Source organism: Achromobacter sp. SIMBA_011, from assembly GCF_046535435.1.
Lineage (GTDB): Bacteria > Pseudomonadota > Gammaproteobacteria > Burkholderiales > Burkholderiaceae_B > Achromobacter > Achromobacter dolens.
Genome location: NZ_JAWRWN010000003.1, coordinates 561,862 through 587,178, shown reverse-complemented (window position 1 = coordinate 587,178; position 25,317 = coordinate 561,862). Strand labels below are relative to the sequence as shown.

At 69.0% G+C, this 25,317-nt stretch carries 22 protein-coding genes; 8 read left to right on the top strand and 14 right to left on the bottom strand.

Going from position 1 to position 25,317, the window contains the following annotated elements; all coding sequences use genetic code 11:
- Nucleotides 1-1,469 (bottom strand): dihydroxy-acid dehydratase (locus SB816_RS15760; RefSeq protein ID WP_410547263.1); only part of this gene is annotated, 1,469 nt, incomplete at its 3' end.
- A 220-nt stretch (nt 1,470-1,689) separates the two neighbouring features.
- Between SB816_RS15760 and SB816_RS15755 the strand changes: the two genes are divergently transcribed.
- Together SB816_RS15755 and pdeR are read left to right on the top strand one after the other, a co-directional pair.
- Nucleotides 1,690-2,685 (top strand): tripartite tricarboxylate transporter substrate binding protein, encoded by a 996-nt coding sequence (locus SB816_RS15755; RefSeq protein WP_054504041.1) that lies wholly within the window; start codon nt 1,690-1,692, stop codon nt 2,683-2,685.
- Between the two features lie 303 nt (nt 2,686-2,988).
- Entirely contained in the window at nt 2,989-4,986 is a 1,998-nt protein-coding gene (pdeR, locus tag SB816_RS15750; RefSeq protein ID WP_054504042.1) for a cyclic di-GMP phosphodiesterase, read from the top strand.
- A 21-nt stretch (nt 4,987-5,007) separates the two neighbouring features.
- Here pdeR and SB816_RS15745 read toward each other — a convergent pair whose 3' ends face one another.
- Nucleotides 5,008-5,892: a crotonase/enoyl-CoA hydratase family protein gene (locus SB816_RS15745; RefSeq protein ID WP_054504043.1), complete on the bottom strand. Its 885-nt coding sequence runs from the start codon at nt 5,890-5,892 to the stop codon at nt 5,008-5,010.
- Nucleotides 5,893-6,327: 435 nt separating this feature from the next.
- On the opposite strand from SB816_RS15745, the gene SB816_RS15740 reads away from it, so the two are divergent.
- Nucleotides 6,328-8,427, top strand: coding sequence for a TonB-dependent receptor (locus tag SB816_RS15740; protein ID WP_410547262.1), 2,100 nt, complete (start codon nt 6,328-6,330; stop codon nt 8,425-8,427).
- A gap of 182 nt (nt 8,428-8,609) precedes the next feature.
- The gene (locus SB816_RS15735) at nt 8,610-8,930 is read left to right on the top strand and encodes a DNA-binding protein (protein ID WP_410547261.1); all 321 of its coding nucleotides are present in this window, start codon (nt 8,610-8,612) and stop codon (nt 8,928-8,930) included.
- A 15-nt stretch (nt 8,931-8,945) separates the two neighbouring features.
- On the opposite strand, the gene SB816_RS15730 is transcribed toward SB816_RS15735, so the two are convergent.
- From SB816_RS15730 to SB816_RS15715, 4 genes are all read right to left on the bottom strand, one after another.
- The gene (locus SB816_RS15730) at nt 8,946-9,929 is read right to left on the bottom strand and encodes a Bug family tripartite tricarboxylate transporter substrate binding protein (RefSeq protein ID WP_054504044.1); all 984 of its coding nucleotides are present in this window, start codon (nt 9,927-9,929) and stop codon (nt 8,946-8,948) included.
- A gap of 159 nt (nt 9,930-10,088) precedes the next feature.
- Nucleotides 10,089-11,033: a LysR family transcriptional regulator gene (locus SB816_RS15725; RefSeq protein ID WP_064527975.1), complete on the bottom strand. Its 945-nt coding sequence runs from the start codon at nt 11,031-11,033 to the stop codon at nt 10,089-10,091.
- Between the two features lie 73 nt (nt 11,034-11,106).
- Nucleotides 11,107-12,252 (bottom strand): CaiB/BaiF CoA transferase family protein, encoded by a 1,146-nt coding sequence (locus SB816_RS15720; RefSeq protein WP_064527976.1) that lies wholly within the window; start codon nt 12,250-12,252, stop codon nt 11,107-11,109.
- Nucleotides 12,249-13,043, bottom strand: coding sequence for an enoyl-CoA hydratase (locus tag SB816_RS15715; protein WP_054504164.1), 795 nt, complete (start codon nt 13,041-13,043; stop codon nt 12,249-12,251). Before SB816_RS15715 ends, SB816_RS15720 begins: the two co-directional genes overlap by 4 nt.
- Nucleotides 13,044-13,268: 225 nt before the next feature.
- On the opposite strand from SB816_RS15715, the gene SB816_RS15710 reads away from it, so the two are divergent.
- Nucleotides 13,269-14,129: a dienelactone hydrolase family protein gene (locus SB816_RS15710; protein ID WP_410547260.1), complete on the top strand. Its 861-nt coding sequence runs from the start codon at nt 13,269-13,271 to the stop codon at nt 14,127-14,129.
- A gap of 60 nt (nt 14,130-14,189) precedes the next feature.
- On the opposite strand, the gene SB816_RS15705 is transcribed toward SB816_RS15710, so the two are convergent.
- The 3 genes from SB816_RS15705 to SB816_RS15695 form a co-directional block, all read right to left on the bottom strand.
- Nucleotides 14,190-14,906 carry a YiiX family permuted papain-like enzyme gene (locus SB816_RS15705; protein WP_156330809.1) on the bottom strand — a complete coding sequence of 239 codons (717 nt, stop codon included), beginning with the start codon at nt 14,904-14,906 and terminating at the stop codon, nt 14,190-14,192.
- Between the two features lie 110 nt (nt 14,907-15,016).
- Nucleotides 15,017-15,913 (bottom strand): SDR family NAD(P)-dependent oxidoreductase, encoded by an 897-nt coding sequence (locus tag SB816_RS15700; RefSeq protein WP_064527979.1) that lies wholly within the window; start codon nt 15,911-15,913, stop codon nt 15,017-15,019.
- A 26-nt stretch (nt 15,914-15,939) separates the two neighbouring features.
- Nucleotides 15,940-16,683, bottom strand: coding sequence for an SDR family oxidoreductase (locus SB816_RS15695; RefSeq protein ID WP_410547259.1), 744 nt, complete (start codon nt 16,681-16,683; stop codon nt 15,940-15,942).
- Between the two features lie 110 nt (nt 16,684-16,793).
- On the opposite strand from SB816_RS15695, the gene SB816_RS15690 reads away from it, so the two are divergent.
- Entirely contained in the window at nt 16,794-17,714 is a 921-nt protein-coding gene (locus SB816_RS15690) for a LysR family transcriptional regulator (RefSeq protein WP_175143009.1), read from the top strand.
- Here the strand turns inward: SB816_RS15690 and SB816_RS15685 are convergent.
- Both SB816_RS15685 and SB816_RS15680 read right to left on the bottom strand, forming a co-directional pair.
- Nucleotides 17,693-19,087 carry a GntP family permease gene (locus SB816_RS15685; protein ID WP_020927202.1) on the bottom strand — a complete coding sequence of 465 codons (1,395 nt, stop codon included), beginning with the start codon at nt 19,085-19,087 and terminating at the stop codon, nt 17,693-17,695. The genes SB816_RS15690 and SB816_RS15685 overlap by 22 nt on opposite strands.
- A 119-nt stretch (nt 19,088-19,206) precedes the next feature.
- Entirely contained in the window at nt 19,207-21,366 is a 2,160-nt protein-coding gene (locus SB816_RS15680; protein ID WP_410547258.1) for a TonB-dependent siderophore receptor, read from the bottom strand.
- A 138-nt stretch (nt 21,367-21,504) separates the two neighbouring features.
- On the opposite strand from SB816_RS15680, the gene SB816_RS15675 reads away from it, so the two are divergent.
- The gene (locus tag SB816_RS15675) at nt 21,505-22,263 is read left to right on the top strand and encodes an AraC family transcriptional regulator (protein WP_144655124.1); all 759 of its coding nucleotides are present in this window, start codon (nt 21,505-21,507) and stop codon (nt 22,261-22,263) included.
- A 55-nt stretch (nt 22,264-22,318) separates the two neighbouring features.
- Here SB816_RS15675 and SB816_RS15670 read toward each other — a convergent pair whose 3' ends face one another.
- The 3 genes from SB816_RS15670 to SB816_RS15660 form a co-directional block, all read right to left on the bottom strand.
- The gene (locus SB816_RS15670) at nt 22,319-22,570 is read right to left on the bottom strand and encodes a hypothetical protein (protein WP_054504054.1); all 252 of its coding nucleotides are present in this window, start codon (nt 22,568-22,570) and stop codon (nt 22,319-22,321) included.
- Between the two features lie 150 nt (nt 22,571-22,720).
- Complete coding sequence (locus SB816_RS15665; RefSeq protein ID WP_064527985.1) at nt 22,721-23,530, bottom strand: aminoglycoside phosphotransferase family protein; 810 nt, start codon at nt 23,528-23,530, stop codon at nt 22,721-22,723.
- 50 nt (nt 23,531-23,580) lie between these two features.
- The gene (locus tag SB816_RS15660) at nt 23,581-24,027 is read right to left on the bottom strand and encodes an NUDIX hydrolase (protein WP_343719308.1); all 447 of its coding nucleotides are present in this window, start codon (nt 24,025-24,027) and stop codon (nt 23,581-23,583) included.
- A 287-nt stretch (nt 24,028-24,314) separates the two neighbouring features.
- On the opposite strand from SB816_RS15660, the gene SB816_RS15655 reads away from it, so the two are divergent.
- Complete coding sequence (locus SB816_RS15655; RefSeq protein ID WP_054504057.1) at nt 24,315-25,190, top strand: LysR family transcriptional regulator; 876 nt, start codon at nt 24,315-24,317, stop codon at nt 25,188-25,190.
- Nucleotides 25,191-25,317: the final 127 nt, after the last annotated feature.

Below are 25,317 nucleotides of genomic sequence, written 5' to 3'. Positions count from 1 at the left end.
CCGTCGGATATCCGCACCATGTCCTTGACGCCGGCGCGCGCCAGCTTCTTGGGGATCGGCATGTAGCCGGCCTCGGGCATGCCGGGCGCGCCGGTGGGGCCGATGCGCTTGAGCACCAGCACGTCGTCGGCGGTCACGTCGAGCGCCTCGTCGTCGATGCGGCGGGCCATGTCCTCGGCGTCCTCGAACACCACGGCGCGGCCTTCGTGCTCCATCAGCTCGGGATTGGCGGCCGACTGCTTGATGATGGCGCCGCCGGGCGCCAGGTTGCCGCGCAGCACGGCCAGGCCGCCTACCGGATAGATCGGCGCGGCGACGCTGCGGATCACGTCCTGCTCGAACGGCGCGGGGGCGTCGTCCAGTTCCTCGCCCAGGGTGCGGCCCGACACCGTCAGCGCGTCCAGGTGCAGCAGCGGGCGCAGTTCGCGCAGCAGCGCCAGCATGCCGCCGGCGTGGTGGAAGTCTTCCATGTAGTGCTGGCCGGAGGGCTTGAGGTCCACCAGCACGGGCGTCTCGCGGCTCATGCGGTCGAGCCCGGCCAGGTCGATATTGATGCCCAGGCGGCCGGCGATGGCGGTCAGGTGCACGATGCCGTTGGTCGAGCCGCCGATGGCCAGCAGCACGCGCAGCGCGTTCTCGATGGACTTGCCGGTGATGATGCGGTCGGGCGTCAGGCGCGCGGCCGCCATGGCGACGGCGGTGGCGCCGGTGCGCTCGGCCACGCGCACGCGGTCGGCGGTGACGGCCGGTGCGGACGCGCCGCCCGACACCATCATGCCCATCGCCTCGGTCAGGCAGGCCATGGTGCTGGCGGTGCCCATCACCGAACAGGTGCCGACGCTGGCGACCAACTGGTTGTTGACGTCGGCGATCTCGGGCGCGTCGATCTCCTCGGCGCGGTAGCGGCCCCAGTAGCGGCGGCAGTCGGTGCAGGCGCCGACCCGTTCGCCGCGGTGCGAGCCGGTCAGCATCGAGCCGGTCACCAACTGGATCGCGGGCACGCCGGCGGACGAAGCGCCCATCAACTGCGCCGGCACGGTCTTGTCGCAACCGCCGATCAGCACCACCGCGTCCATCGGCTGGGCGCGGATCATTTCCTCCGTGTCCATCGACATGAGGTTGCGCAGGTACATGCTGGTGGGCTGCGAGAAGCTCTCGTGGACCGAGATGGTGGGGAAGTCCATCGGCAGGCCGCCGGCCAGCATCACGCCGCGCTTGACCGCCTCGATCAGTTGCGGCGCGTTGCCGTGGCACGGGTTGTAGCTGCTGCCGGTGTTGACGATGCCGATGATGGGACGCGCCAGCGCGTCGTCGGACAGGCCGGCGCCCTTGATGAAGGCCTTGCGCAGGAACAGCGAAAAGCCGGTGTCGCCGTAGTTGGTCAGCCCGCGCGCCACGCCGGTGCTGCGCGCGCCGTCGCTGTCGAAGGGGCCCTTGGCGGGCTTGCCGCCCTTGGTCTCGTCCGTCATTTTTCTTCCCGATAATATTATCGATAATCCAGGGCTGCGATCATATCCACCCTTGGAAATGCCAGGCAAGCGTTTTTCATCGGAATTTTTATTGATCTAATAAAAAGATCAGTCGATAGAAAAATTCTGATTCATCAATCAAGATTGGCCTCCTACACTGGCGCCGTTGACGAGCCGGGCGTCCGTTCCATTCCTATACCCATCCCGGCAGGAGACCTACATGTCAGACCTGCGTCTGCGGCCCCGCCGCGCCTTGCTGCTTTCCCTGTTGGCCTTGTGTACCGGGGCCGCGGCGCCCGCCGTGGCCGCCGACGCCTATCCCGACAAGCCCATCCGCCTGATCGTGCCGTACCCGCCCGGGGGCGCCACCGACGTGATCGGCCGCGTGCTGGCGCAGGAACTGACCGGCGCGCTGGGCCAGTCGGTGATCGTCGAGAACCGCGCCGGCGCCGCCGGCAACATCGGCGCCGACCAGGTCGCCAAGGCCCAGCCCGACGGCTACACGCTGCTGATGGGCGCGCTCACCAGCCATTCGATCAACGCGGCGCTGTACCGCGGCCGCGTCACCTACGACGTGGAAAAGAGCTTCGCGCCGGTGTCCATCGTCGGCACCGTGCCGCTGGTGTTCGTGGTCAACCCGTCGGTGCAGGCCAATGACCTGAAGCAACTGATCGCGCTGGCCAAGGCGCGTCCGGGCTACGTCACCATGGCGTCGGCGGGCAACGGCTCGCCGCAGCACCTGGCCGGCGAAATGTTCAAGCGCACCGCCGGCGTGGATATCCTGCACGTGCCCTACAAGGGCAGCGGCCCGGCCATGACCGATCTGATGGGCGGCCAGGTGCTCAGCATGATCGAGACCGTGCCGGCCTCGCAGGCCAGCATCAAGGCCGGCAAGCTGCGCGCGCTGGCGGTGACCTCGGCGCAACGCGTCGAGGCGCTGCCGGACGTGCCGACCGCGGCCGAGGCCGGCCTGCCGGGCTTCGAGGTCAGCTCCATGTTCGGCATCGTGGCGCCGGCCGGCACGCCGGCGCCGGTGATCGACCGCCTGAACGGCGAGCTCAAGAAGATCCTGGCCAAGCCGACGGTCAAGGCGTCGCTGCTGAACCAGGGCGCCATCGCCGAGTGGACCACGCCCGCCGATGCTGGCGCCCGCGTGTCCGCCGAACTGGCGCGCTGGACCAAGGTCATCGACGAAGCCGGGGTCAAGCCGGAATAAGCGATACGGACAAGGGGGACATATGTCCCCCCTTGTTGCTTCTTTTACGCCACGCGCAGGAAATGGTCACAAATTTTCGACGATATTGTTTGCATGCTGCCCCGCCGTATGCGCAACGCTTGCCAAGCCTGCCTTTCTCGCGCGAAACGGGCGTAGCGCCGCATGAGGGCAGGGGAAGACAGTTGCCAAGCCAGTTGAAATAATCCGCAATACAGCGCGAACGCCGTTCCGGCGGGTGGTTGACCCCGAACTGACTAGGCCGTATGTTTCACGCAGGCCTTCCTGGGATGGCGGGGGACACCAATGACTGAGACTCAGGACGAAAAATCGATCCTGTACCTGCATTTCGGTACGTCCAGCCCCTATTGGCGGTTGGCGGCCGACAGCAACGCGATCGAACTGGCCGCCGTCAAAGGCGCAACCAACATTGCATTGGCGCTGCAGCCCGAGCAGGCGCAGGCCATTCGCGCCCTGACCGGCATCACCGCCAGCCTGCGCATCGACATCGTCCTGTACGGCGATCCCATCCAGTTGCGGCTGGTCGGCCGCAAGATCAATCCCACCGAATGGGCCGGCACGGCGTCGGCGCACACTGACACCGATTCGGTCGCGCGCGACCTGGTCGAAGGCCTGTCGTTCGCCGAGACCGTGGTGTCCGAGGCCAACTCGGTCATCGTCATCGTCGACCAGCACGGCCGCGTGCAACGCTTCAACAAGGTCAGCGAGGAATACACCGGCAAACGCGAGCAGGACATCGTCGGGCGCAGCGTGTTCGAGATGTTCATGACGCGCGAAGAGGCCGCGGCCTCGCGCCGCAACATCGCCGAGTTCTACAAGCGCGGACAGTCGTACGAGGTCGAGCGCCTGATCAACACGGTCAAGGGCCCGCGGCTGTTCCTGTTCCGCAACAAGTTCGTCACCAGCGGCAGCGGCGAGAAGCGTGTCTACCTGATCTGCTCGGGCACCGACATCACCGAGGAACGCCAGGCGCAGGAACGCCTGCGGGTGCTGGCCAACACCGACGTGCTGACCAACCTGCCCAACCGCCACGCCATCACCACCCGCCTGAAAGCGGCGCTGGCCGAAGGCGAGGGCGCCAGCGGCGGCGTGCTGTTCCTGGACCTGGACAATTTCAAGCGCATCAACGACCACTACGGCCACGGCTTCGGCGACCGCCTGCTCAAGTCGGTGGCGGTGGCGATCTCCAGTTGCCTGTCGCCCGGCCAGACGCTGGCGCGGCTGGGCGGCGACGAATTCCTGGTGCTGCAGGAAGGCGCCGAGGCCTGGCACCTGGAGGCCACCGCCGCGCGCATCATCGAGCGCCTGCGCGAGCCATTCCGCCAGGAGCTGATCGAGGTCTACACAAGCTGCTCCATCGGCATCGCCATGTACCCCGAGCACGGCGACGACCTCGACAGCGTGGTGCGCAGCGCCGACATCGCCATGTACGTGGCCAAGGAAGCCGGGCGCCATACCTACCGTGTGTTCCAGCCCGAGATGGACCGGCGCAACGCCGACTATGTCTGGCTCGACACCAACCTGCGCAAGGCGCTGGCCGAAGGCCACTTGATGCTGTACTACCAGCCCAAGCTCACCGGCCGCGGCGGCGAGATTGATGGCGTCGAGGCGCTGCTGCGCTGGCGCTCGCCCGAACGCGGGATGATCTGCCCCAGCGTTTTCATTCCTTATGCGGAGGAATCCGGCCTGATCTCGCAACTGGGCGTGTGGGTGATGCGCGAAGCGGCGCGCCAGGCCGCGGCCTGGAAGCGCGAGGGCCTGGACCTGCGGGTCGCCATCAACATGTCGGCGCGGCAACTGGACGACAAGGGCGTGGTCAGCGAATTCATGCGCGCGGTCAACGATGCCGGCCTCGATCCCTGCCTGCTCGACATTGAACTCACCGAAAGCTGCCTGATCGAGGACGAGGTCGCCGCGATCGAGCTGATGAAGCAGTTCCGCCAGTTGGGCGCGTGCGTGCACCTGGACGACTTCGGCACGGGCTATTCGTCACTGTCGCAACTGGCCCGCATTCCGCTGGACGCGATCAAGCTGGATGCCAGCTTCGTGCGCGGCGTCAACGAGAACCCGGTGTCGCAGGCGCTGGCGCGGGCCATCGTCGCGGTGGCCCGCACGCTCGAGCTGAAGGTGATCGCCGAGGGCGTCGAGACCCAGGAGGAAACCGCCTTCCTGGATACGCTGGGGGTGGACGCCAAGCAGGGCTACCTGTATGCCAAGCCCATGCCGGCTGCCGAGCTGACCACCTGGCTGGCGCAGCGGCGCCGGCTGCATCTGATTGCCTGACGCGGCCGGCGCGCGCCGACCTCAATGCATGGTGGCGTCGATCAGGCCATCGGGGCCCGCGGGTGACCGACGGTTCTGCGCCATCACCAGCCGTTCCATGTAGGCGCGGTCCTTCGGATCGATCGAGAAGGCGGCGTCGACCCAGTCCTCGGTGATATCCATCAGTTCCGAGCGCGTCAGTTGCAGCACACGCTGGCGCGCCCGCAACATGGCGCGCATGCCGTTGAGCTTGGGCCGCATCACGTCGATGAAGGTGCGGGTGGCCTTGTAGGCGTCGCCCGGCTCGAACAGCACGTCCACCAGGCCGCGCGCCTGGAACCATTCGGCGGTGTGCGATTCGCCGCTGCCGATCAGTTCCTCGGCCAGCTTCATGCCCGAGCGCCGCGCCACCAGCGAATAGCCGCCCATGCCCGGGAACAGGTTGAAGGCCATTTCGGGGAAGCCCATGCGGGCGTTGTTCTGCGCCAGCACGAAGTGGTGCGCCAGCGCCGCCTCGAAGCCGCCGCCCAGCGCGGTGCCCTCGATCATGGCCAGCGATACGGCGCCGGTGTCGAAGCCGCGGGTGGCGGCATGCACGCAATCGACGCAGGCGCGGGCGTAGGCGCGCAGCGCCTCGCGGCGGCCCGTGCGGATGGCCTCGGCGAAAAAGTTGAGGTCGCCGCCGACGTTGTAGATCTGCGGCACCAGCGAGCCCGTGACCCAGAAATCGATGGGCAGGCCGGAGTCCCTGGCGGCGCGCGCCAGGGTCATGATTTCGTCGATCAGTTCGTGATTGAAGCAGGGGCGCGGCTGGGCGCGCAGCATCATCCACATGACACGTCGTCCTTCCTCATAGAACGCGGAGACTTGCTTCAAATTGCCTGCGGCGGTAAAGGGATGGCAGTCCGGATGAATGAGTTGATTCATTTGCTTTCGTCCAATCGATCAAGGTGAGTCGGAGTACTGCGGGGCCAGCCTAATACAGCCGGCGCCCCGTTCCGCTCATGCAAACCTCGTCCGACCGGCCAGAGTTATCCGTAGGGCAAACATCGGAGTGATTGTTGGAAAAACACGTTGATGATGATGTCGCCGTCGTCCGCCTGGATGACGCGCGCCTCGCCGGGTTGGATGAGGACCGTCGCAAATTCGCGAGGGTTGGCGCGGCCGCCGCCGGCGCGCCGGACTCATGCAAATGGCGGGGGCGACGGCGCGGGGGCGGGGCGCTGGCGGCCCGGCCAGGCCGGGTCGTTGTGACACAGCAACATCCGCCGCGGCTTTGCGGGCAATGAGAACAATCTCATATACAAATGAGATTCATTGTCGATATGATCGCGGCTCGATAAAACTTACAGAAAGCTTGCGATGCCTGTTTTTCCCGTCCCGCGCGCCCTGACCCTGGGGGCCGCGCTGGCCCTGATGGCCCCTGTCGTTCCCGCCCACGCCGACCCCATCCATCTCCCCGCCATCAGCGTCGAAGGCGCCAACGCCGACGATCCACGGGTGCCCGAAGTCACCACCGCCACCCGCACCCAGACCGCCGCGCGCTACGTGCCGCAGGCCATCGACACGGTCAAGGTCGAGAACCTGCAGAACTACGGCATCAGCACCCTCGGCGAGGCCCTGTCCGGCATCCCCAATGTCAGCAACGCCTCGGACACCCGCTTCGACTCGCTGCGCATCCGCGGCTTCGACGCCAGCAACGACTTCTACCTGGACGGCATCCGCGACGACAGCCAGTACGTGCGCGACCTGCACAACATCGAGCGCATCGACGTGCTCAAGGGCCCGGCCGCGGTGCTGTACGGCCGGGGCAGCCAGGGCGGGATCGTCAACCGTATCAGCAAGGCGCCGCAGCCGGGCCGCGAGTCCACGCTCGAGGCCCAGGCCGGCAGTTGGGACCTGCGCAGCTTCTACGGCGACCTGAGCGCGGATCCCGGCGAGCACGTCAGCGTGCGCCTGAACATCGGCCAGGAGGACAGCAACAGCTTCCGCCACAAGATCGGCGGCACCCGCCAACTGGTGGCGCCGTCGCTGAACTGGCGCATCACGCCCGACCTGGACTGGCTGGTGCAATACGAATACAGCCGCTATGACCGTACTCCGGATCGCGGCATCCCCAGCGTCAACGGCCGGCCCGCCGACGTCGGCCGATCGACCGTCTACGGCGATCCCGACCGCGACTACATCGACGATCGCGCGCAATCGTTCCGCTCGCGCCTGGCCTACACGCTGGCGCCGGGCTGGCAGTTGCGCTACACGCTGGGCGTGTTCGCGCTCGACAGCAAGTTCGACAACACCTACCTGACCGGCTACAACGCCGCCACCGGCAAGGTCTCCCGCACTCGCTGGCAGCAGGACCTGACTACCCGCAGCATCAGCAACAACCTGGAAGCCGAGGGCCTGTTCCATACCGGCGCCATCGAGCACCGGGTGCTGTTCGGCGTGGACGTGGCCAACCAGGCGCGCACGCCCGACCTCTACACCACGCTGGCGCGGGGCCCGGGCGCGCAGCCGGTGCCGACGCTGGACCTGTACGACCCGGACCTGTCCCAGCAGCACAACGGCGCCATGACGCTCAGCAGTTCGGCCCGTCACAAGACCCGCAGCCAGGGCTACTACGTGCAGGACCAGATCAAGCTGGACGACGCCTGGCAGGTGCTGCTGGGGCTGCGCATGGACCGCTTCAGCGTCGATTCCACCAACCGCATGCTGGACCTCTCGGCCCGCCGCGACAGCCGTGGCCTGAGCCCGCGCGCCGGCGTGGTGTGGACGCCGGCTCGCGATCACTCGTTCTACGCGTCGTACAGCAAGACCTTCTCGCCGGTCGGCGGCAGCCTCATCGGCATCACGCCGAACGCGCGCGGCAATACCAATGACGTGGATCCGGAGCAGACCCGCCAGTACGAAGTGGGCGTCAAGAGCGACTGGCTGGACGGGAATCTGAGCACCACGCTGGCGCTGTACCAGCTCGAGCTCTACAACCGCCGCACCTCCGATCCGGTCGATCCGACCATCGTGCTACTGACCGGCAAGCAACGTTCGCGCGGCATCGAGCTGACCGCGGCAGGGCGCCTGACCGGCAACTGGTACCTGCGCGGCGGCATCGGCCTGCAGAACGCGTCCATCGTCGAGGACAACAACGGCCTGGCCGGCAACCGCGTCAGCAACGTGGCGCGGCGCAACGGCAGCGTGTTCCTGACCTACAAGCCGGCCGAGGGCCTGTACGGCGAGACCGGCCTGACCTTCGTCGGCCAGCGCTACGCCGACAACGCCAACACGGCGGTGCTGCCTGGCTATGCCACCTGGGACGCGCTGGTCGGCTACCGCGCCGGCCAGTGGGACTGGCGCCTGGCGGTGCGCAACATCAACGACAAGACCTACTACGCCTCGGCCACCAGCGCCGGCCAGATCCGCGTGGGCGAGCCGCGCACGGTGGTGGCGACGGCGCAGTATCGGTTCTGACGGGTGGCCAGGATCCTGGCAGGAAGAACGGGCGCTTTGGCGCCCGTCTGCTTTTTTCGAAGAGCGCCGGATGTTTGGCGCGTGTCCGTTTAAGATTCGTTTATTGACGAGGCATGGTGCGGCCGCGGCGGTACGGTCTCGCCAAGCTGGAACCGAATAGCGATTGGGCTGGGACAGGAACCATGAAAAGCAGACTCCATGACGAAGCGATGGCGCAGGTGTACGCCGGCGATCGGCAGCTTGCGTTGGCGACGCTCAACGAGATTCTCGCCGATGGCAGCCAGGCCGAATTGTTGATCGTGCTGCGCCAGATGACCCAGGCGTTCGGCGGCATGCAGGCCGTGGCGGCGCAGGCGCGGCTGAACCCGACCCAGCTCTACCGCACGCTGTCGCCCAAGGGCAATCCGTCGCTGGCCAGCCTGCTGGCGATTCTCAAGGCGATGGGCCTGCGGCTGGCCGTGATGCCGCTGGCCAATGCGGCCGCCCCGGTCCGGATGGGCTGAGGCCGCCGGGCGCGGTTATTGCGGCTCGATCTTCGCGTCGATCGCGCGCTGGGTCCAGATCTGGCGCTGCGACTGGGCGAAGGCCTGGTGTTCGGCCAGCGTGTTGGGCGCGACCTGCATGCCCAGCGCCTCGAACTTGGCGATGCTGTCGGGCTCGCTCAGGATGCGCGTGATCTCGCGGTTCAGGCGCTCGACCACCGGCGCCGGCGTGTCCTTGGGCGCGGCCACGCCCACCCATACCACCAGGTCGAAATTCCTGTAGCCCAGTTCGGCCAGCGTCGGCACGTCGGGGAAGTCCTTCGAGCGCGCCTGGCCGGTGAAGGCGATGCCCCTGAGCTTGCCGCCGTGCATGAACGACGTGACCACCGACAGGTCGGCGAACAAATAATCGACGTGGCCGCCCAGCAGGTCGGTGACGGCGGGCGGCTGGCTCTTGTAGGGCACCGCGTTGGCGGCGGCGCCGGCGACGCTGTTGAAGGTGGCCCCGGCGATCTGGCTGGTGGGCGAGCCGTAGGCATAGTTCAGCGGCCTGGCGCGGGTGGCCTGGACCAGTTGCGACACCGAGCCGTAGGGCGAATCGGCGCGCACCACCAGCATCATGGGAATGGTGGCGATGCGGATGACGTGGATGAAATCGCCGGTGGGGTCATAGGGCAGCTTGCGGAACAGGGCCGGCGTGGCCGAGTGCGTGGAGCTGCTGGTCAGGATCAGGGTGTAGCCGTCGGGCGCGGCGCGCGCGGCGGTGGACGAACCGATGGTGCCGGACGCGCCCGGCTTGTTCTCGATCACGATCGGCACGCCCAGGCGCGGGCCGAGCTTTTCGGTCAGGATGCGGGCGCTGGTGTCGGTGGCGCTGCCGGGCGAGAACGGCACCACGATGGTGATGGGCTTGTCGGGGTAGGCGCCGTCGGCCTGCGCGGCGCCGGTGGCGGCGGCCAGGGCCAGGGCGCAGCAGGCGGCGAACCGGCGCATGCGGCTGCGTTGCGGGGGGCGGGTCATGAGAGTCTCCTGTGTTTTTCTGCGGCCGCGATGGCAGGTGGCGGCCGCGATTTCCGCCATCATGCGGCCGCGCGGCTTATCGCAACAAGGGACTAATTTTCATAGACCTATTCCGTATCCGGATAAGTCCCGCGCCGTGCGCCTCGGCCCGGCGCGGCCTCACTGGCCGGCGGCGTCCTCGTCGTAGCGGGTCGGGTCGGGCGCCGCCTCGCGCGCCCGCAGCGTCGTCTCCAAGTCGGCCAGGAACGCGTCCGCCGCCCGCGACAGGCGCGCGTTGTGGCGCTGGATCAGCCACAGTGCGTGGCCGCGCTGGCCGGCGCCGCCGATGGGCGCGGTGGCCAGTCCCAACTGGCGCGCGAAGGCGCAGACGTAGCCGGGCACCACGGTGATGCCCAGGCCCGCGCGCACCAGGTTCAGCACCGAGGTCAGCATGCCGGCCTCGATGCCGGACTGGAATTGCAGGCTGAGTTCGCCGCTGATGCGGTCCACCGCGCGGCGCACGCTGTAGACGTTGCGCAGCGTGATGTGTTCGTGGGCGGCCAAGTCGGCCCAGCGCACCTGCTTGCGGCGCGCCAGCGGATGGTCGGGCGCGAAGACGGCATGCATGGTGTCGCGGTAGATCACGCGCGTGGCCAGCTCGTCGCCGTCGATGTCGGTGGAGACGATGCCGAAGTCGGCGCGGCCGTGCCGCACATGCTCGATGGTCTCGTCGGTGTTCAGTTCGAACAGGTCCAGCTTCACGCCCGGATGGCGCCGGTGGTAGCGCGCGATCACGCCGCCCAGCAGGCCGACCATCATCATCGGCGAGCAGGCCACGCCGACCACGCCGCGCTCCAGCGAGCGCAGGCCGGACATGCTGCGCTCGGCCGCGCGCACCGTGCCCAGGATCTCCTGGGCATAGGCATAGAAGTCGGCCGCGCCCTCGCACGGCGTGACGCTGCGGGTCGAGCGCTCGAACAAGGGCTGGCCGACCTCGGCCTCGAGTTCGGCGCACAGCTTGCTGACGGCCGATTGCGTGACGAAGGCGGCGCGGGCGGCGGCGGTGAAGCTGCGCAACTCGTAGAGCGCGCAGAACACGCGCAACTGCTTCAGGGTGATGTTCATGGTCCGGACGAAAAGGGGGCGGGCGCCCCGGGGGCCGGCGCGCGCAAGCCCGCATCCGCCACGTTCCGGGGGGTCAATCCGGATCGAGCATATCGCGATCCGCGTCCTGGCGTGGCGCCAGGCGGCGGATCGACCCGGGCGTGCGCGAGAAGCGCACCGGGATCCCGGTGGCCGTGAGCGCGCCCTCGGTGGGATGCTCGACCCGCTGGAAAAAGCCGGTGGCGGCCAGGTGCGGGTCGTCGAACAGCGCCTCGGGCGGATTGACGCGCGAATGAGGAATGTCGGCGTCCGCCAGCAGCGCCAGCCAGTCGTCGGTGCCGCGCAGCGCGACGATGGCGGCCAGGTCGCTGTACAGCGCGTCGAAGTGGCGGGCGCGGGTCCGGGCGCTGGCGTAGCGCGGATCGGCGGCCAGGTCGGCGCGTTCGGCCAGGGTGAAGAAGCGCTGCCATTGCGCGTCGGTATACGGCAGCAGCGCCAGGAAGCCGTCGCGGGTGCGGTAGGGCCGGCGCTCGGGCGACAGCACGCGGCTGTAGCCCATGTCGCCGCGCGGCGGGTCGAAGGTGCGCCCGCCCAGGTGCTCGATCAGGGTGAAGGACACCAGCGTCTCGAACATCGGCACCTCGATGGCCTGGCCCTGGCCGGATTTCTCGCGCTCGTACAGCGCCATCGGGATGGCGTAGGCCAGCGTCAGCCCGGCCACCTTGTCGGCCATGATGGTGTTGATGTAGGCCGGCGCGCCGCTGTTGCGGCCCTGCAGGTCGGCCAGGCCGCTCATGGCCTGGATGATGTCGTCGAAGGCCGGCCGGGCGGCGTAGGGGCCGTCCTGGCCGAAGCCGACCGCCGAGCAATAGACCAGGCGCGGGTTGCGCGCGCGCAGGCTGGCGGCGTCCAGGCCGATCCGCGCCAGCGCGCGCGGCCGCACGTTGGAGATGAAGACGTCGGCGCCGTCGACCAGCCGCAGCAGCCGTTGCCGGTCGTCCGGGTCCTTGGCGTTCAGGGTGACGCTGTGCTTGTTGCGGTTCAGGTTCAGGTAGACCGCGCCCATGCCGGGCGAGGCGGCTGGCGCCGAGGCGCGGAACACGTCGCCCTCGGGCGCTTCGACCTTGATGATCTCGGCGCCCATGTCGCCCAGGATCTGGGTGGCGTAGGGGCCCATGCCGACCGAGGTCATGTCGACCACCCGCACGCCGGCCAGCGGGCCGCTGGCCGGGGCCGTCATTGCGCCTCCCGCGCGCGCTTGCGGGCCAGGAACGGCGCCATGTAGCGGCGCGGCTCGTCGGTGGCGAAGGCCGCGCCGAAGGCGTCGACGCTGCGGTCTAGGCCGGCCTCGACCGTGGAGGTCTCCCAGTAGCGCAGCAGCGCCTTCTGCGAGCGCACCGCCAGCGGCCCGCTGGCCGCGATGGGCGCGACCGTGCGCTCGACCAGCGCGTCCAGCTCGCCGGCCTCGCACAGGAATTGCAGGAAGCCCCAGCGCAGCGCCTGCTCGGCGTCGACCGTGGCGCCGGTCAGGAGCAGCCAGTGGGTGGCGCCCGGGCCGATCAGTGACGGCAACAGCACGGCGTGGATCACCGACGGAATGCCGACCTGTACTTCGGGCATGCCGAAGACGCCGTCGCGCGAACCCAGGCGGATGTCGCAGGCCGCCGCCAGTTCCATGCCGGCGCCCAGGCAGAAGCCGGGCAGGCGGGCGATGGTCGGCACCGGCACCGCGCGCACCGCTTCGCACAGGTCGCGCAGGCGGGTGATGAAGGCGCGGCCGCCGTCCGGATCCAGCTCGGCCATTTCATGGATGTTGGCGCCGCCGACGAAGGCCTTGTCGCCGCTGCCGCGCAGCACCAGCGCGCGGGCGTCGGCCTGCGCGGCGATCCAGCGCACGGCGGCGGTCAGGCCCAGCGTGACCGGCGAGGCCAGGATGTTCAGGCTCTTGGCGTCGTCGATCCGCAGCGTGTAGACGCCGCGCGCGTCGCGCTCGATGTGGCTGTGGGGGAAGGCGGGAATCGGGGCGCTCATGGGCTTGCTGTCTCCATTGGAATCGTGGGCGATGCCGGTCATGCTAGGCCTGGCCGTTGATCACGACAAACAAGTAATTTTCATGGAATGAGTCCGGCCTGGAATAAATCGCCGCGGGCCGGGTTCACGACGATGGCGGGGCGGGGGCACTCGGAGTATCTTGCGCTCACCCGGGCGGCGAGCCTATTCCTGACGAGGGGCAACATGGGTGTTCTGGCAAGAATCATGATGATCGGCGGACTGGGACTCTTGACGGCGTGCGCCGCGCCGCCGCCCAAGCTGGCCGCCAACGAAAGCGTGCAGAAGGTGCCGGTGCGGGTGGCGCTGGAGAACGGCGGCACCGCCACGGGCGAAGTCGTGGTGACCGTCTTCACGCCGGCGGGCGAGGGCCGTCATCCGCTGATCGTGATCAACCATGGCCGGGCCGGCGACGCCGCCGGCCGCGCCAAGCTGGGACGGGCGCGCTACGCGGCGGCGTCCAGGTTCTTCACCGATGCCGGCTTCGTGGTCGCGCTGCCGGTGCGCCTGGGCTATGGCGTCACCGGCGGGCCGGACCTGGAGAACAGCGGCCCCTGCGGCGAGCGCCGCTTCACCCCGATGTTCGACCACGCTGCCAGCCAGATCGACCAGGTGCTGCGGGTCATGGCGCAGCGTCCGGACGTGGACCCGGCCAGGGTGGTGGTGCTGGGGCAGTCGGTGGGCGGCGGCTCGACCGTGGCGCTGGCGGCGCAGAACCCCGCGGGGGTGAAGACCGCCATCAACTTCGCGGGCGGCTCGGGTGGCGATCCGGTGCGCTCGCCCGGCAAGCCGTGCGGTCCCGAGCGCCTGCAGGCCACGTACGCGGGCTATGGCCAGGCCACGCGGCTGCCGATGTTGTGGATCTATACCGAGAACGACCTGTACTGGGGGCCGGACTGGCCCAGGCGCTGGGTCGAGGCCTACAACCAGGCCGGCGGCCGCGCCACCTTCGTGCCCATGGGGCCGGACGGCGAGAACGGCCACAGCCTGTTCACGCACGCGCCGCAGAAGTGGCAGCCGGTGGTGGCCAAATACCTGCGCGAGCAGGGCTTCGACATGCCGCAATAGGCGTGGCCCAAGCGGCCGGCGGCGCCGCCGATTGCGCGATCGGCCGCGCCGCCCGCCGCCTCAGCGGTCCGGGACCGTGGCCAATAGCGGCGAGTCGAACATCGCGGCCGGGGAGATGATGGGTTCCTCCCACGGGATGTCCTTGCCGTAGCGCGCCTGCATCGTGGCGCGCACGGTGGGCGAGCTCAGGTCGAACTGCTTCAGGGGTTGCAGCGCGCCGATCTGCAGGCCCAGCGTGCGCTGGTAGATCTTCCAGACCAGCTCGGAGCAATAGATCCGGTCGTCCGACCAGCCGAAGGCCGCGTCGTACGGCTTGCCGAGATAGCGCGCGCCGGTGCCCGCCAACTGTTCGCGCGTCTCGGGCGTCAGCCGCGACGCGTCGCGCAGGCGCTTGACGACGTATTTTCCGTTTTCGCCCTGCGCCGCCCATTGCGCCAGCGGCGTGTAGCTGACCGTGGCGGCGGCTTCCAGCACGTAGGGCGCGCCCTGACGCATCACGATCATGCCCATGTGGCTGTAGGGCGAATGAGTGGCCTGCTGGATCGCCAGGCTCTGGGCGGAGCGGGATTGCTGGAAGATCAGGTCGCCGGTCTGCACGTCCGGCGCGGCGCGGGCGGCCCAGGACGCGGCGCACAGCGCGGCCGCGACGAAGGCGCCGGCCCACGCGCCGGCCGGCTTGCGTCGTCCGATGCGTGGCCACGCGGGGGCTTGTTCCTGGCGCTCGTCGCGCGCGGCGCGGCGGTCTTGTGGCAATGCGGATGGTTGCGGTGCCGGCATGGCGGTTCCCCATGAAAAGCCATTCGTCGCGCGTCGTCGAGCAAGCGCGAGGGATGCGGGATTCTACCGTTCCCGCCCGGGTTGCCGCGCGGCCAGGGCGCCGCTTTTTTTCAAGCGCGCGGCGTCGACGGACGCAGCAGGTCGGCGATGCCGATGCGTTCGGCGAAGGCGATCCGCAGTTCCTCGGCCAGCGCCAGCACCTCCTCGGCGCCATCGCCGACGAAGTCGACCACCGAGCGCGCCGGCCGGCTGCCCGCCGGCAGGTCGACGATGCGGGCAATCTCGTCGGCCACCGCCTGCGGCGTGGCGTCGTCGGGGGTGAGCGCGCTCAGGCGCGCGCCGACCTGGTCCATCACGCCGTCGTAGCGCGCATAGGCCGCCACGCGCGCCTGGTCGCTGGGCTTGCCGGCGCTGGGGAAGTGCTCGGTGCCGCGGGTGAAGGCGCCCGGCACCACGATCGAGGTCTCGATGCCGAAGCGCGCCAGTTCGTACGACAGGCTCACCGCCAGCGAATCCATCGCCGCCTTGGCCGCGCCGTACGGCCCCATGAACGGCGGGAAGCCGCCCTTGGTGGTGGTGCTGCTGATCCACAGCATCAGGCCCGACTGCTGCCGGCGCAGTTGCGGCAGGGCGGCGCGGTTGACGCGCTGGGCGCCGTAGAAGTTGGTGTCGAAGGCGTGCTGCATGTCTTCGGCGGTGAACGCCTCGGTCGGGCCGATCACCAGGTGACCGGCGTTCTGCATGACCACGTCGAGCCGGCCCTGTTCGCGCACGATGGCGGCCACGGCGGCGTCGGCGGACGCCTGCGACAGCACGTCCAGTTCCAGCGGATGCAGATCGGCGCCGTGGGCCGCGGCCCAGTCGCGCATGGCCTGGGCGCGGCCGGCGTTGCGGCCGGCGATGTCGCGCATGGTGGCGTAGACGGTGTGGCCGGCGCGGGCCAGGGTTTCGGCGGACAGCTTGCCGATACCGCTGCCGGCGCCGGTGATGAGGATGACGGATGCCATGGAAGTCTCCGGAAACGGGCCGGCGCTCAGGCCAGGCCGCCGTTGGCGCGCAGCACCTGGCCATTGATCCAGCCGCCGTCGGCGCTGGCCAGGAACGACACCACGCCGGCGATGTCCTCGGGTTCGCCCAGGCGCTCCAGCGGCGGCATCTTGGCGAAATGCTCGATCAGTTCCGGGCTCTTGCCTTGCTTGAACAGGTCGGTGGCGACGGGGCCGGGCGCCACGGCGTTGACCGTGATGCGGCGGCCGCGCAGTTCCTTGGCGAACACGCGGGTGAAGCTTTCCACCGCGGCCTTGCTGGCGATGTAGATGCCGTAGGTGGGCATGTTCAGCGCCAGCGTGGTGCTGGAGACGTTGACGATGCTGCCGCCGTCGGCCAGCCGCGCGCCGGCCTCGCGCAGGGTGTTGAAGGTGCCGCGGGTGTTGATGTCGAAGGTCTGGTCGTAGATCTCGTCGGTGGCCTCGGCCAGCGTCTGCAGCTTGAGCACGCCGGCGCTGTTGACCAGCACGTCGATGCGGCCCAGGCCGGCTTCGACCTGGTCGAACATGGCGCGCACCTCGGCGGCCTTGGCGACGTCGGCGCGCACCGCCAGGGCCCGGCCGCCGGCCTGGAGGACTTCGGCGGCGAGGGCGTCGGCCTCGGCCGCGCTGGAAGCGTAGTTGATGGCGACGGCAAAACCGTCGGCGGCCAGGCGGCGGACGATGGCGGCGCCGATGCCGCGCGAGGCGCCGGTGACCAGGGCGACGCGTTGGGAAGCTTGGGAAGTCATGGATTGTCCTTGGGGTGAGTGGGTGAGACGAATCATGGACTATTCCAAACAAAAGATAATTATCCGGATTTTGCTAACATAATTTCATCTACATTAATAATAGAGGGCGCATGGACCGCTTCCAGGAAATGCAGGTATTCGTCCGCATCGCCGAACGGCGCAGTTTCTCCAAGGCGTCGGAAGACCTGCGGATTCCCCGCGCGACCGTCACCAACCTGGTCAAGCGCATGGAAAAACGCCTGGGCGCGCGCCTGCTGGAGCGCACCACGCGCCAGGTGCGGCTGACCCATGACGGCGAGGCCTATTACCGGCGCTGCGTGCGCCTGCTGGCCGACCTGGAGGAGGCGGACGGCGCCTTCCTGAACACCGCGCCCAAGGGACTGCTGCGGGTCAACCTGCAAGGCACGCTGGCGCGGGTGTTCGTCATGCCGGGCCTGCCGGCCTTTCTCGAACGCTATCCCGACATCGTGCTGCACCTGGGCGAAGACGATCGGCTGGTCGACCTGGTGCGCGAGGGCGTGGACTGCGTGCTGCGCGCCGGCACGCTGCAGGACTCGTCGCTGGTGGGGCGTCAGATCGCCCTGATGCCGCAGGTCACCGTGGCCAGCCCGGCCTATCTGGCGCGCTACGGCGAGCCGGCCACGCTGGAAGACCTGGAGGGCCACCGGGCGGTGGACTACATCTCGTCATCCACCGGCCGCAGCCTGCCGCTGGACTTCATGGTGGATGGCCGCAATGTGCTGGCGCGGCCCGGGTCGGTGGTCAGCGTCAATGGCGCGGAACTCTACGCCAGCGCGGCGCTGGCCGGGCTGGGCCTGGCGCAGGTGCCGCGCTACCGGGTGGCCGATGCGCTGGCGGCGGGCCGGTTGCGGGTGGTGCTGCCCGACCTGCCGCCGGCGCCGATGCCGGTGTCGGTGCTGTACCCGCAGAATCGCCAGGTGTCGGCGCGGGTACGCGTATTCAGCCAGTGGCTGGCCGAGATCTTCGGCCAGGCCTTCGGGCCGGCCGCTCAGACGATGCCGGTCAGGTAGTACACGGCGATCACCAGGAACACCGACAGCGTCGAGATCAGCGTGATGGCGAAGATGTCGCCGTAGGACTGGCGGTGCGTCAGGCCGGTGACGGCCAGCAGCGTGATGACGGCGCCGTTATGCGGCAGCGTGTCCATGCCGCCCGAGGCCATGGCGGCGATGCGGTGCAGCACTTCCATGGGAATGCCGGCCGCCTGGGCGCCATCGATGAAGGTCTGCGCCATGGCCGCCAGCGCGATGCTCATGCCGCCGGAGGCCGAGCCGGTGATGCCGGCCAGCGAGGTTACCGCCACCGCCTCGCCCACCAGCGGGTCGGGAATCGCCTTGAGCGCGCTGGCCACCATCAGGAAGCCGGGCAGCGCCGCGATCACGCCGCCAAAGCCGTATTCGGCGGCGGTATTCATGGACGCCAGCAGCGCGCCCGAGACCGCGCTCTTGCTGCCTTCGGCGAAATGCGCCTTGATGTGCGAGAACGAGAACAGCAGGATGGTGGCGATGCCGGCGATCAGCGCGCCCATCACCGCCCACAGCGCCACCTGGTCATGGGCGTTGACCGGCAGGGGCTGCGGCAGGCCGGGCAGTTCGACCTGCGAGCCGGCCGGGTACCAGCCGGGAATCCAGCGCGTCAGCAGGTAGTTGGCCACGCCCACCACCACCAGCGGCAGCAGCGCGACCAGCGGGTGATGCTCGCGTCCGCCGGCCGGCGTGTCCGGCTCGTTGCGCAGCTCGGTGCCGTAGCCTTCGCCCGCCAGCGCGGCGCGCTTGCGGCGCCATTCCAGGTAGGCCACCCCGACGGTCAGCGTGAAGGCCGCGCCGATCAGCCCCAGCCAGGGCGCGGCCCAGGTGGTGGTCTCGAAGAAGGTGGTGGGGATGATGTTCTGGATCTGCGGCGTGCCGGGCAGCGCCGTCATGGTGAAGGTGAACGCGCCCAGCGCGATCGCGCCCGGCATCAGGCGCTTGGGAATGCCGCCCTGGCGGAACATCTCGGCCGCGAACGGGTAGACCGCGAACACCACCACGAACAGCGACACGCCGCCGTAGGTCAGCACCGCGCACACCAGCACGATCGCGATGATGGCGCGCTCGGCGCCGATCAGGCGCAGCACCGCCTGCACGATGGCGCGCGAGAAGCCGGACAGCTCGATCAGCTTGCCGAACACCGCGCCCAGCAGGAACACCGGGAAATAGAGCTTGGCGAAGCCCGCCATGCGCTCCATGAAAATGCCCGAGAACACCGGCGCCAGCGCCGACGGGTCGGTCAGCAGCACCGCGCCCATGGCCGCGATGGGCGCGCACAGGATGACGCTGTAGCCTCGATACGCCGCCAGCATCAGGAATGCCAGCGCCGCCACCACGATAATCAATCCGGTCATTCATTACTCCAGGAATGAAGGGTTAAGGGGTGTGGGGCTACACCTTAACCGATCGCTCCCGGCGTCCGTTTGACAGGGCGGGGCGCCGGCCCGTTGTCGGACCGGACCCCATGCACGCGTCAGTAGGTGGCGCGCAGCGTCAGCATCACATTGCGCGGTTCGCCATAGATGCCGTAGAAGTTGGACGGCACGCGGGCGTAGTAGTGGCGGTCGAAGACGTTGTTCAGCGTCAGCGAGGCGTCCAGGTTGCGATTGACCTTGTAGCCGATCTGCGCGTCGACCACCGCGTAGCCGCCTTGCCACGAGACGTTGTTGCGGCTGGTGCGGCTCTGCGTGCGCACGCCGCCGCCGACGCGCCAGTCCGGCAGCACGTCGGGCGTGAAGCGATAGGTGGTCCAGACCTTGAACAGGTGCTTGGGCGTTTCCGGGTTGACGATCTGGCCTTCCTGCGTCGGGTCGGACAGGTAGCGGGTCTGCAGATAGGTGTAGCCGGCGTACAGGTCCCAGTTCGGCAGCAGGCGGCCGCTGACCTCGGCCTCGACGCCCTGGCTCTGGGCCTCGCCCTGCGCCAGGTAGCGGCCCGGGTTGGCGTCGTCGGCCACCGCGCGGTCCTTGTCGCGGATGCGGAACAGCGCCAGCGAGGCATTGGCCGCGCCGTCCAGGAACTGGCCCTTCAGGCCGATCTCGTACTGCTTGCCGGTGCGCGGCTTGAGCGGCTTGCCGTCGGCCGTCATCTGCCAGGCCTCCGAGAAGGCGTAGATGTCCGAATAGCTGGCGTAGGCCGACAGCCACGAATTCAACTGCGCCACCGCGCCATAGTAGGGCACGAACTTGCGCACCTCGGGATCGCGCTGCGTGTCGCCGGCCACCGGCAGGATGGCCTGGGTGGCGTTGCGGTACCAGCTCTGGCGTCCGCCCACGATCAGCGTCAGCGGGTCGGCCACGCTGAAGCTCAACTGGCCGTAGACGCCCATCTGGCTGGACTTGGAGTTGTCGCCCGAGGTGTAGGGCAGGTCCGGATTGGGCACGTCGATGTCATGGATCGACACGTTGCCGAGGCTCATGCCGCCCGAGCGGCTGTCCTGGCGCCGTTCGGCGTAGTTGGCGCCGATCATGGCCTGGTGGGTGCGGCCCAGCAGGCTGAAGGGGCCCGAGGCATGGGTGTCGAAGCCGATCCAGCGGATCTGGTCCTTCTGCGTCTGCAGGCGGTAGCCGGCGCGATCGTTGGCGGGATTGACCGGGCCGTTGACGTAGCCGTAGCGGCTGTCCATGTCGGTCGAGCGGTAGTTCATCGACACCTGGCCGGTCCAGCCATTGGCGAAGCGGTGGCTCAGTTCCGAATAGATTTCCGACAGGGTGGTGTCGCCGCGCGACCAGTCGGTGCCGTAGAAGCCCTTGCGCGGCGAGTCGATGATGTGGCCGTTCGAGTAGATCGACAGGCCGTAGTCGAACGGCGCCTCGCGCTGGCGCTGGTAGGCCGCCGACAGCGTCAGGGTGGTGTTGGCGGTCAGATCGAATTCGAGCGAGCCGTAGGCCAGGCCCTGGCGGTTGTGGGCCTTGTCGAAGAAGAAGTCGCGGTCCTGCGCGGCGAAGCCGGCGCGGGCGCGCACCCGGCCGTCGGCCGTGACGGGGCCGGTCGCGTCCAGCTCGGTGCGGTAGTTGTTCCACGAGCCGGCCATCACCGCGCCGGTCAGGCTGAAGGTGTCCAGCGGCCGCTTGCGCACCAGGTTGACGGTGCCGGCCGGGCTGCCGAAGCCCTGCAGCAGGCCGGCCGGGCCGCGCAGCACCTCGACGCGGTCGTACAGCGCCAGGTCGAACTGCGGCAGGTATTGCAGCGCGCCGTTGGCGGGAACGCCGTCGAACTGCACGTCGGTCTCGTAGCCGCGCGCGGTGAAGTAGGCGGTGCCGTCGCCATAGGTCATTGCGCTGACGCCGGTGGTTTCGCGCAGCGCGTCCTCCACCGTGACCATGTTCTGGTCGTCCATGCGCTGGCGCGTCACCACCGACACCGAGTTGGGGATGTCGCGCACGTTGGCGCCGGTCTTGCCGACGGTGACGGTATTGGCGGTGTACGACTGGGAACCCTCGGTCTGGCCGGGATCCGAGAGTTTCTCGGCCGTGCCGGTGACCCGCACGGGACTCAGTTGCGGGACATCGTCGGCGGCGCGGGCCAGGACGGGCAGGCCGGCCTGGGCCAGCAGGGCGGCGGCGAGGGTCAGGCGGAAGGCGGGAAGGCGGCGTGGGGCAAATGCGACAGGGGGAAGTGCGGGGGGGGTCATTTTCTTTTGAAAACAATGGGAATCATTTGCATTAATGATAAAAAGCAAGTTCCCTGTTTGCTGGACAGAAAATGTCGAAAAACGGACATAACTGGCTGGATTGCGGGCCGATCAATCCTTGCTATCGAAATCCCGCCAATGCGTGAGTTTCCCGTCGAGGCGCCGCCGGTGGTGGCACGCTCGTTCCACTATGAAGATGGCCAGCGGCAAGAGCCGCATTCGCACGAGCGCATCCAGTTGATGTATTCGCCCACCGGCATCATGCGCGTCATGACCGAGGACGGCGCCTGGCTGCTGGCGCCGATGCGCGCGCTGTGGATTCCGCCCGGCGTGGCGCACGAGGTGCGCATGGTCGGCCAGGTGACGATGCGTTCGGCCTTCATCGCGCCGGACGCCGCGCCCTGGCTTTGGAAAGATACCTGCGCGCTGGACGTGGCGCCGCTGATGCGCGAACTGATCCTGGCGCTGAACCAGCCGGCGGCGCGCCACGGGCCGGTGCAGCGCCTGAGCGCCGAGCTGCTGCTGAACCTGCTGGCCGGCACCGAGCGGCAGCATCGCCAGTTGCCGCTGCCGTTCGACCGGCGCCTGCGCAAGGTCTGCGCCGCCGTGCTGCAATCGCCCGGCAACGACGACACGCTGGAGCAGTGGGGCGAACGGATGGGCGCCAGCGCGCGCACGCTGGCGCGGCGCATGAAAGACGAGACCGGCATGAGCTTTCACAACTGGCGCCTGCAGGTGCGCATCGACGAGGGCATCTGCCGGCTGCTGCAGGGGCAGTCGGTGGTGAGCGTGGCGCGAGCCCTGGGGTATGCCAGCGCCAGCGCCTTCGTCTATATGTTCCGCAATGCGATGGGGGTGTCGCCGACGCGGTATCTGGAGCAGATCGCGGGCGCATGAGCCTCGGGCGGGACGGACGCCGCGTGACCGCCGCGCTCAGGTGGGCGGGCCCGGGTCAGTTGGTGTTGATCCATTCCTGCGTGTCGCGGATGAACCAGGGCAGGTTGAGCCGTTCTCCCTCGCCGGACTGGATGGTCAGGCGCTGGTCCGATGCGCCCGGGGCGCCGGCCGCGCCCTGCGCCTGCGGGGCCGGCCGACTGCGGTATTGCAGGTCGGTCTGCGCGGGCGGCCGGCTCGCGCACGCGGTGATCGACGCGCAGGCGATCACCGCGAGGAGGGGCCGCAGTGTTGAACGTAGGGTATTCATGATTCGGGTTCCTGCTGGCGGCACCGGCCGACGTGCCAGGCAATCAAGGCCGCTTTTCCATACCTTACTCGCAATACGCGCCGGATCACACCGGCTGGTCGTTTCATCGTATTTCCGCGCCCGCGGCGCGCGCGTCCTTGACGGGCCGCGCTAGCCTTCCAGCAACGACAGCGCCTGCCGCGCGATCTCCAGGTCGATGGCGGCGTCGTCGCCGTCGCCCATGAACCACGCCGCCGACAGCCCGCACCAGGCCACCACCCATTGCAGCAGCCGGCGGCGCTCCAGTCCCGACTCTTCCAGCACGATCCCGAGCCTGCGTTCGAAACGGCCCGGCACGATGGCCACGGGCGGCTCCGGGTCGGCCAGGTCGGGGTTGCAGAAGATGTTGGCGTAGTCGAAGGCGCGCTCGCCATGGAGCCGCTTGGGGTCGATCACCAGCCAGCCGCGCGCGCCGAAGTCGAGGATGTTGTCGTGGTGCACGTCGCCGTGCAGCACCACCGGGTCGCGCGGATCGTCCAGCAGCGCGCGGGCGTGGCGCGCGCTGTGCGCCAGGATGCCGCCGCGGGCCCGCGCCATCGGCCACAGTTCGACGAACCATTCCTCCAGTGGCCGCAGCGGCGGCAGCGGCCGGGCGCGCGGCGCGTGCAGTTCGCGCAGCACGCCGCAGAGGATGCGGGTGGCCTCGTCGTCGCGGCCGTTGCGGGCGTATTCGGCGAGCGAACGCGTGCCCATGGCGCGTTCGAGCAGGATCGCGTCGCCCTCGTGCGCCAGCACTTGCGCGGCGCCGTGGCCGTCCCACCAGGTCATCAGCACGCCGCCCTGGCGCTCGTCTTCCTCGACCGCGACCTTCAGCATCGCGGGCACGCCGGCCTGGCGCACTGGCAGCAGCCGGGCGGCATGGGTCGTGATGGGAGCGCCGTCGGGCACGAGGTTCCAGCGGGACAGGTAGGGTTCGAACATGGGGCGGACGCGGAGGGCGCCGGATCGTCGGCAACGGAACGGCTACGGTATCAGAGAATGCCGGCCTCCGCGGCCAGCGCCGCCGCCTTGCGCGCCAGCGCCGCGACGCCGAAGCTGGTGGCCAGGGTGTGGCCGTCCAGTTCAGCCAGCGGCACCCAGCGTGCGTCCATCGCATCATCGCCGGCCACCGGCTCGCCGGCCTGCCAGCGGCACAGCACCGCGATCAGGATGTAGTGCCGCCGCAGCGCGCCGGCCTCGTCATGGTCGAACACGTCGACCGCGTCGAAGACTTGCAGCGGCCGCGCGCGCACCCCGCATTCCTCGAACAGTTCGCGCGCGGCGGCATCCTCGAGCCGTTCGCCGGCTTCGATCTTGCCGCCGGGAAAGGCCCAGCGGCCCTGGTCGGGCGGGTTGGCGCGCCGCACCAGCAGCACATGGCCATCGCGCACCACGGCGGCGATGGTGGCGGGGATGGGACGCGAGGCGGGGGTTGTCATGTCGGTTGTCCTTGGGCATGGGCCGTTGGCGCTGGGCGGGGAGCCCCGCCGTCCACGCCCACTTCGTCGAGGCATTCGAGCGCGTTGGCGGTGGCGGCATCGCGCTGCGATTGGGCCATGAACGTTCCGGCCCGGCTTGATGAATTATGCCTTCCTGCCCCGCTGAACAGGCGTTAGCGCAAATCCCGGTAGTGGCGGCGCGGCCCTTGATGCACACTGTCCCTGCCGCGCCGATTCGAGCGCGATGAATAAAGACAGGGCCCGCGCGGGCCCGTTGGGGAAGCCGCATGGACACGCCGGACCGGCAATTGCGCTATTTCGTGCGCATTGCCGAATTGAAATCGCTTTCGCGCGCCGCCGAGGACCTGGACCAGACCCAGTCCGGCCTGAGCCGCCAGTTGGCGGCGCTGGAGGCCCACGTGGGCAAGCCGCTGTTCGTGCGCACCGGGCGCGGGGTCGAACTGACCGAAGCGGGCGCGCGCCTGCTGGAAGGCATCCAGCCGGCCTACCGCGCCATCGACCAGGCGTTGGAGGCGGTGCGCCAGCGCGAGGGCGTGACGCAGGGATCGGTGCGGCTGGCCACCGTCCACACGCTCAGCTACTACTTCATGGCCGACGTGGTGGCGCAGTTCGTCAGCAGCCGCGAGCACGTCAATCTGTCGGTCATGGGCCGCAGTTCGCCCGAGGTGGTGACGCTGGTGGAAAGCGGCAAGGCCGATATCGGCTTCGTCTACGACGCCGCCGTGGCCTCGGACGCGCTGGCCTCGACGCCGCTGTTCGACGACGATATGTGCCTGATCGTGCGCGACGGCGTCGCGGCCGAGGACGGCGTCGACCTGGGCGCGATGGCGCTGCGGCTGGTGGGCTTTCCCTCGCACTACGCGCTGCGCAAGATGATCCACAGCGCCGGCCTGCAGCCGGAATTCGTGGCCGAGGCCGAGACCATCGACGCCATGCTCAAGCTGGTGTCCTCGGGGGTGGGCGCCTGTATCCTGCCCTCGCGCATCCCGCAAAAGCTGCTGACCGATTACGGACTGCGCCAGGTCGCCATTGGCAGCCCGGTGCTGCGCCGGCGCGTGGTCGCAGTCACGCTGGCGCAACGCGAGCCGCTGCCGCTGGTGCGCGAGCTGCTGGACTGCGCCCGCCGCATCGCGCGGGACTGAGTCCGTCCGGTTGCGTCCGCGGGATCCTCGTTTACCCTCGGGCCGGGCCGTCGTCCCCTGGCGCGGCCGCGTCGAATAGCTGCTATGAGCCCGGCTGCATGGCTCGAGGCGGGGGCGCTTTCCATAC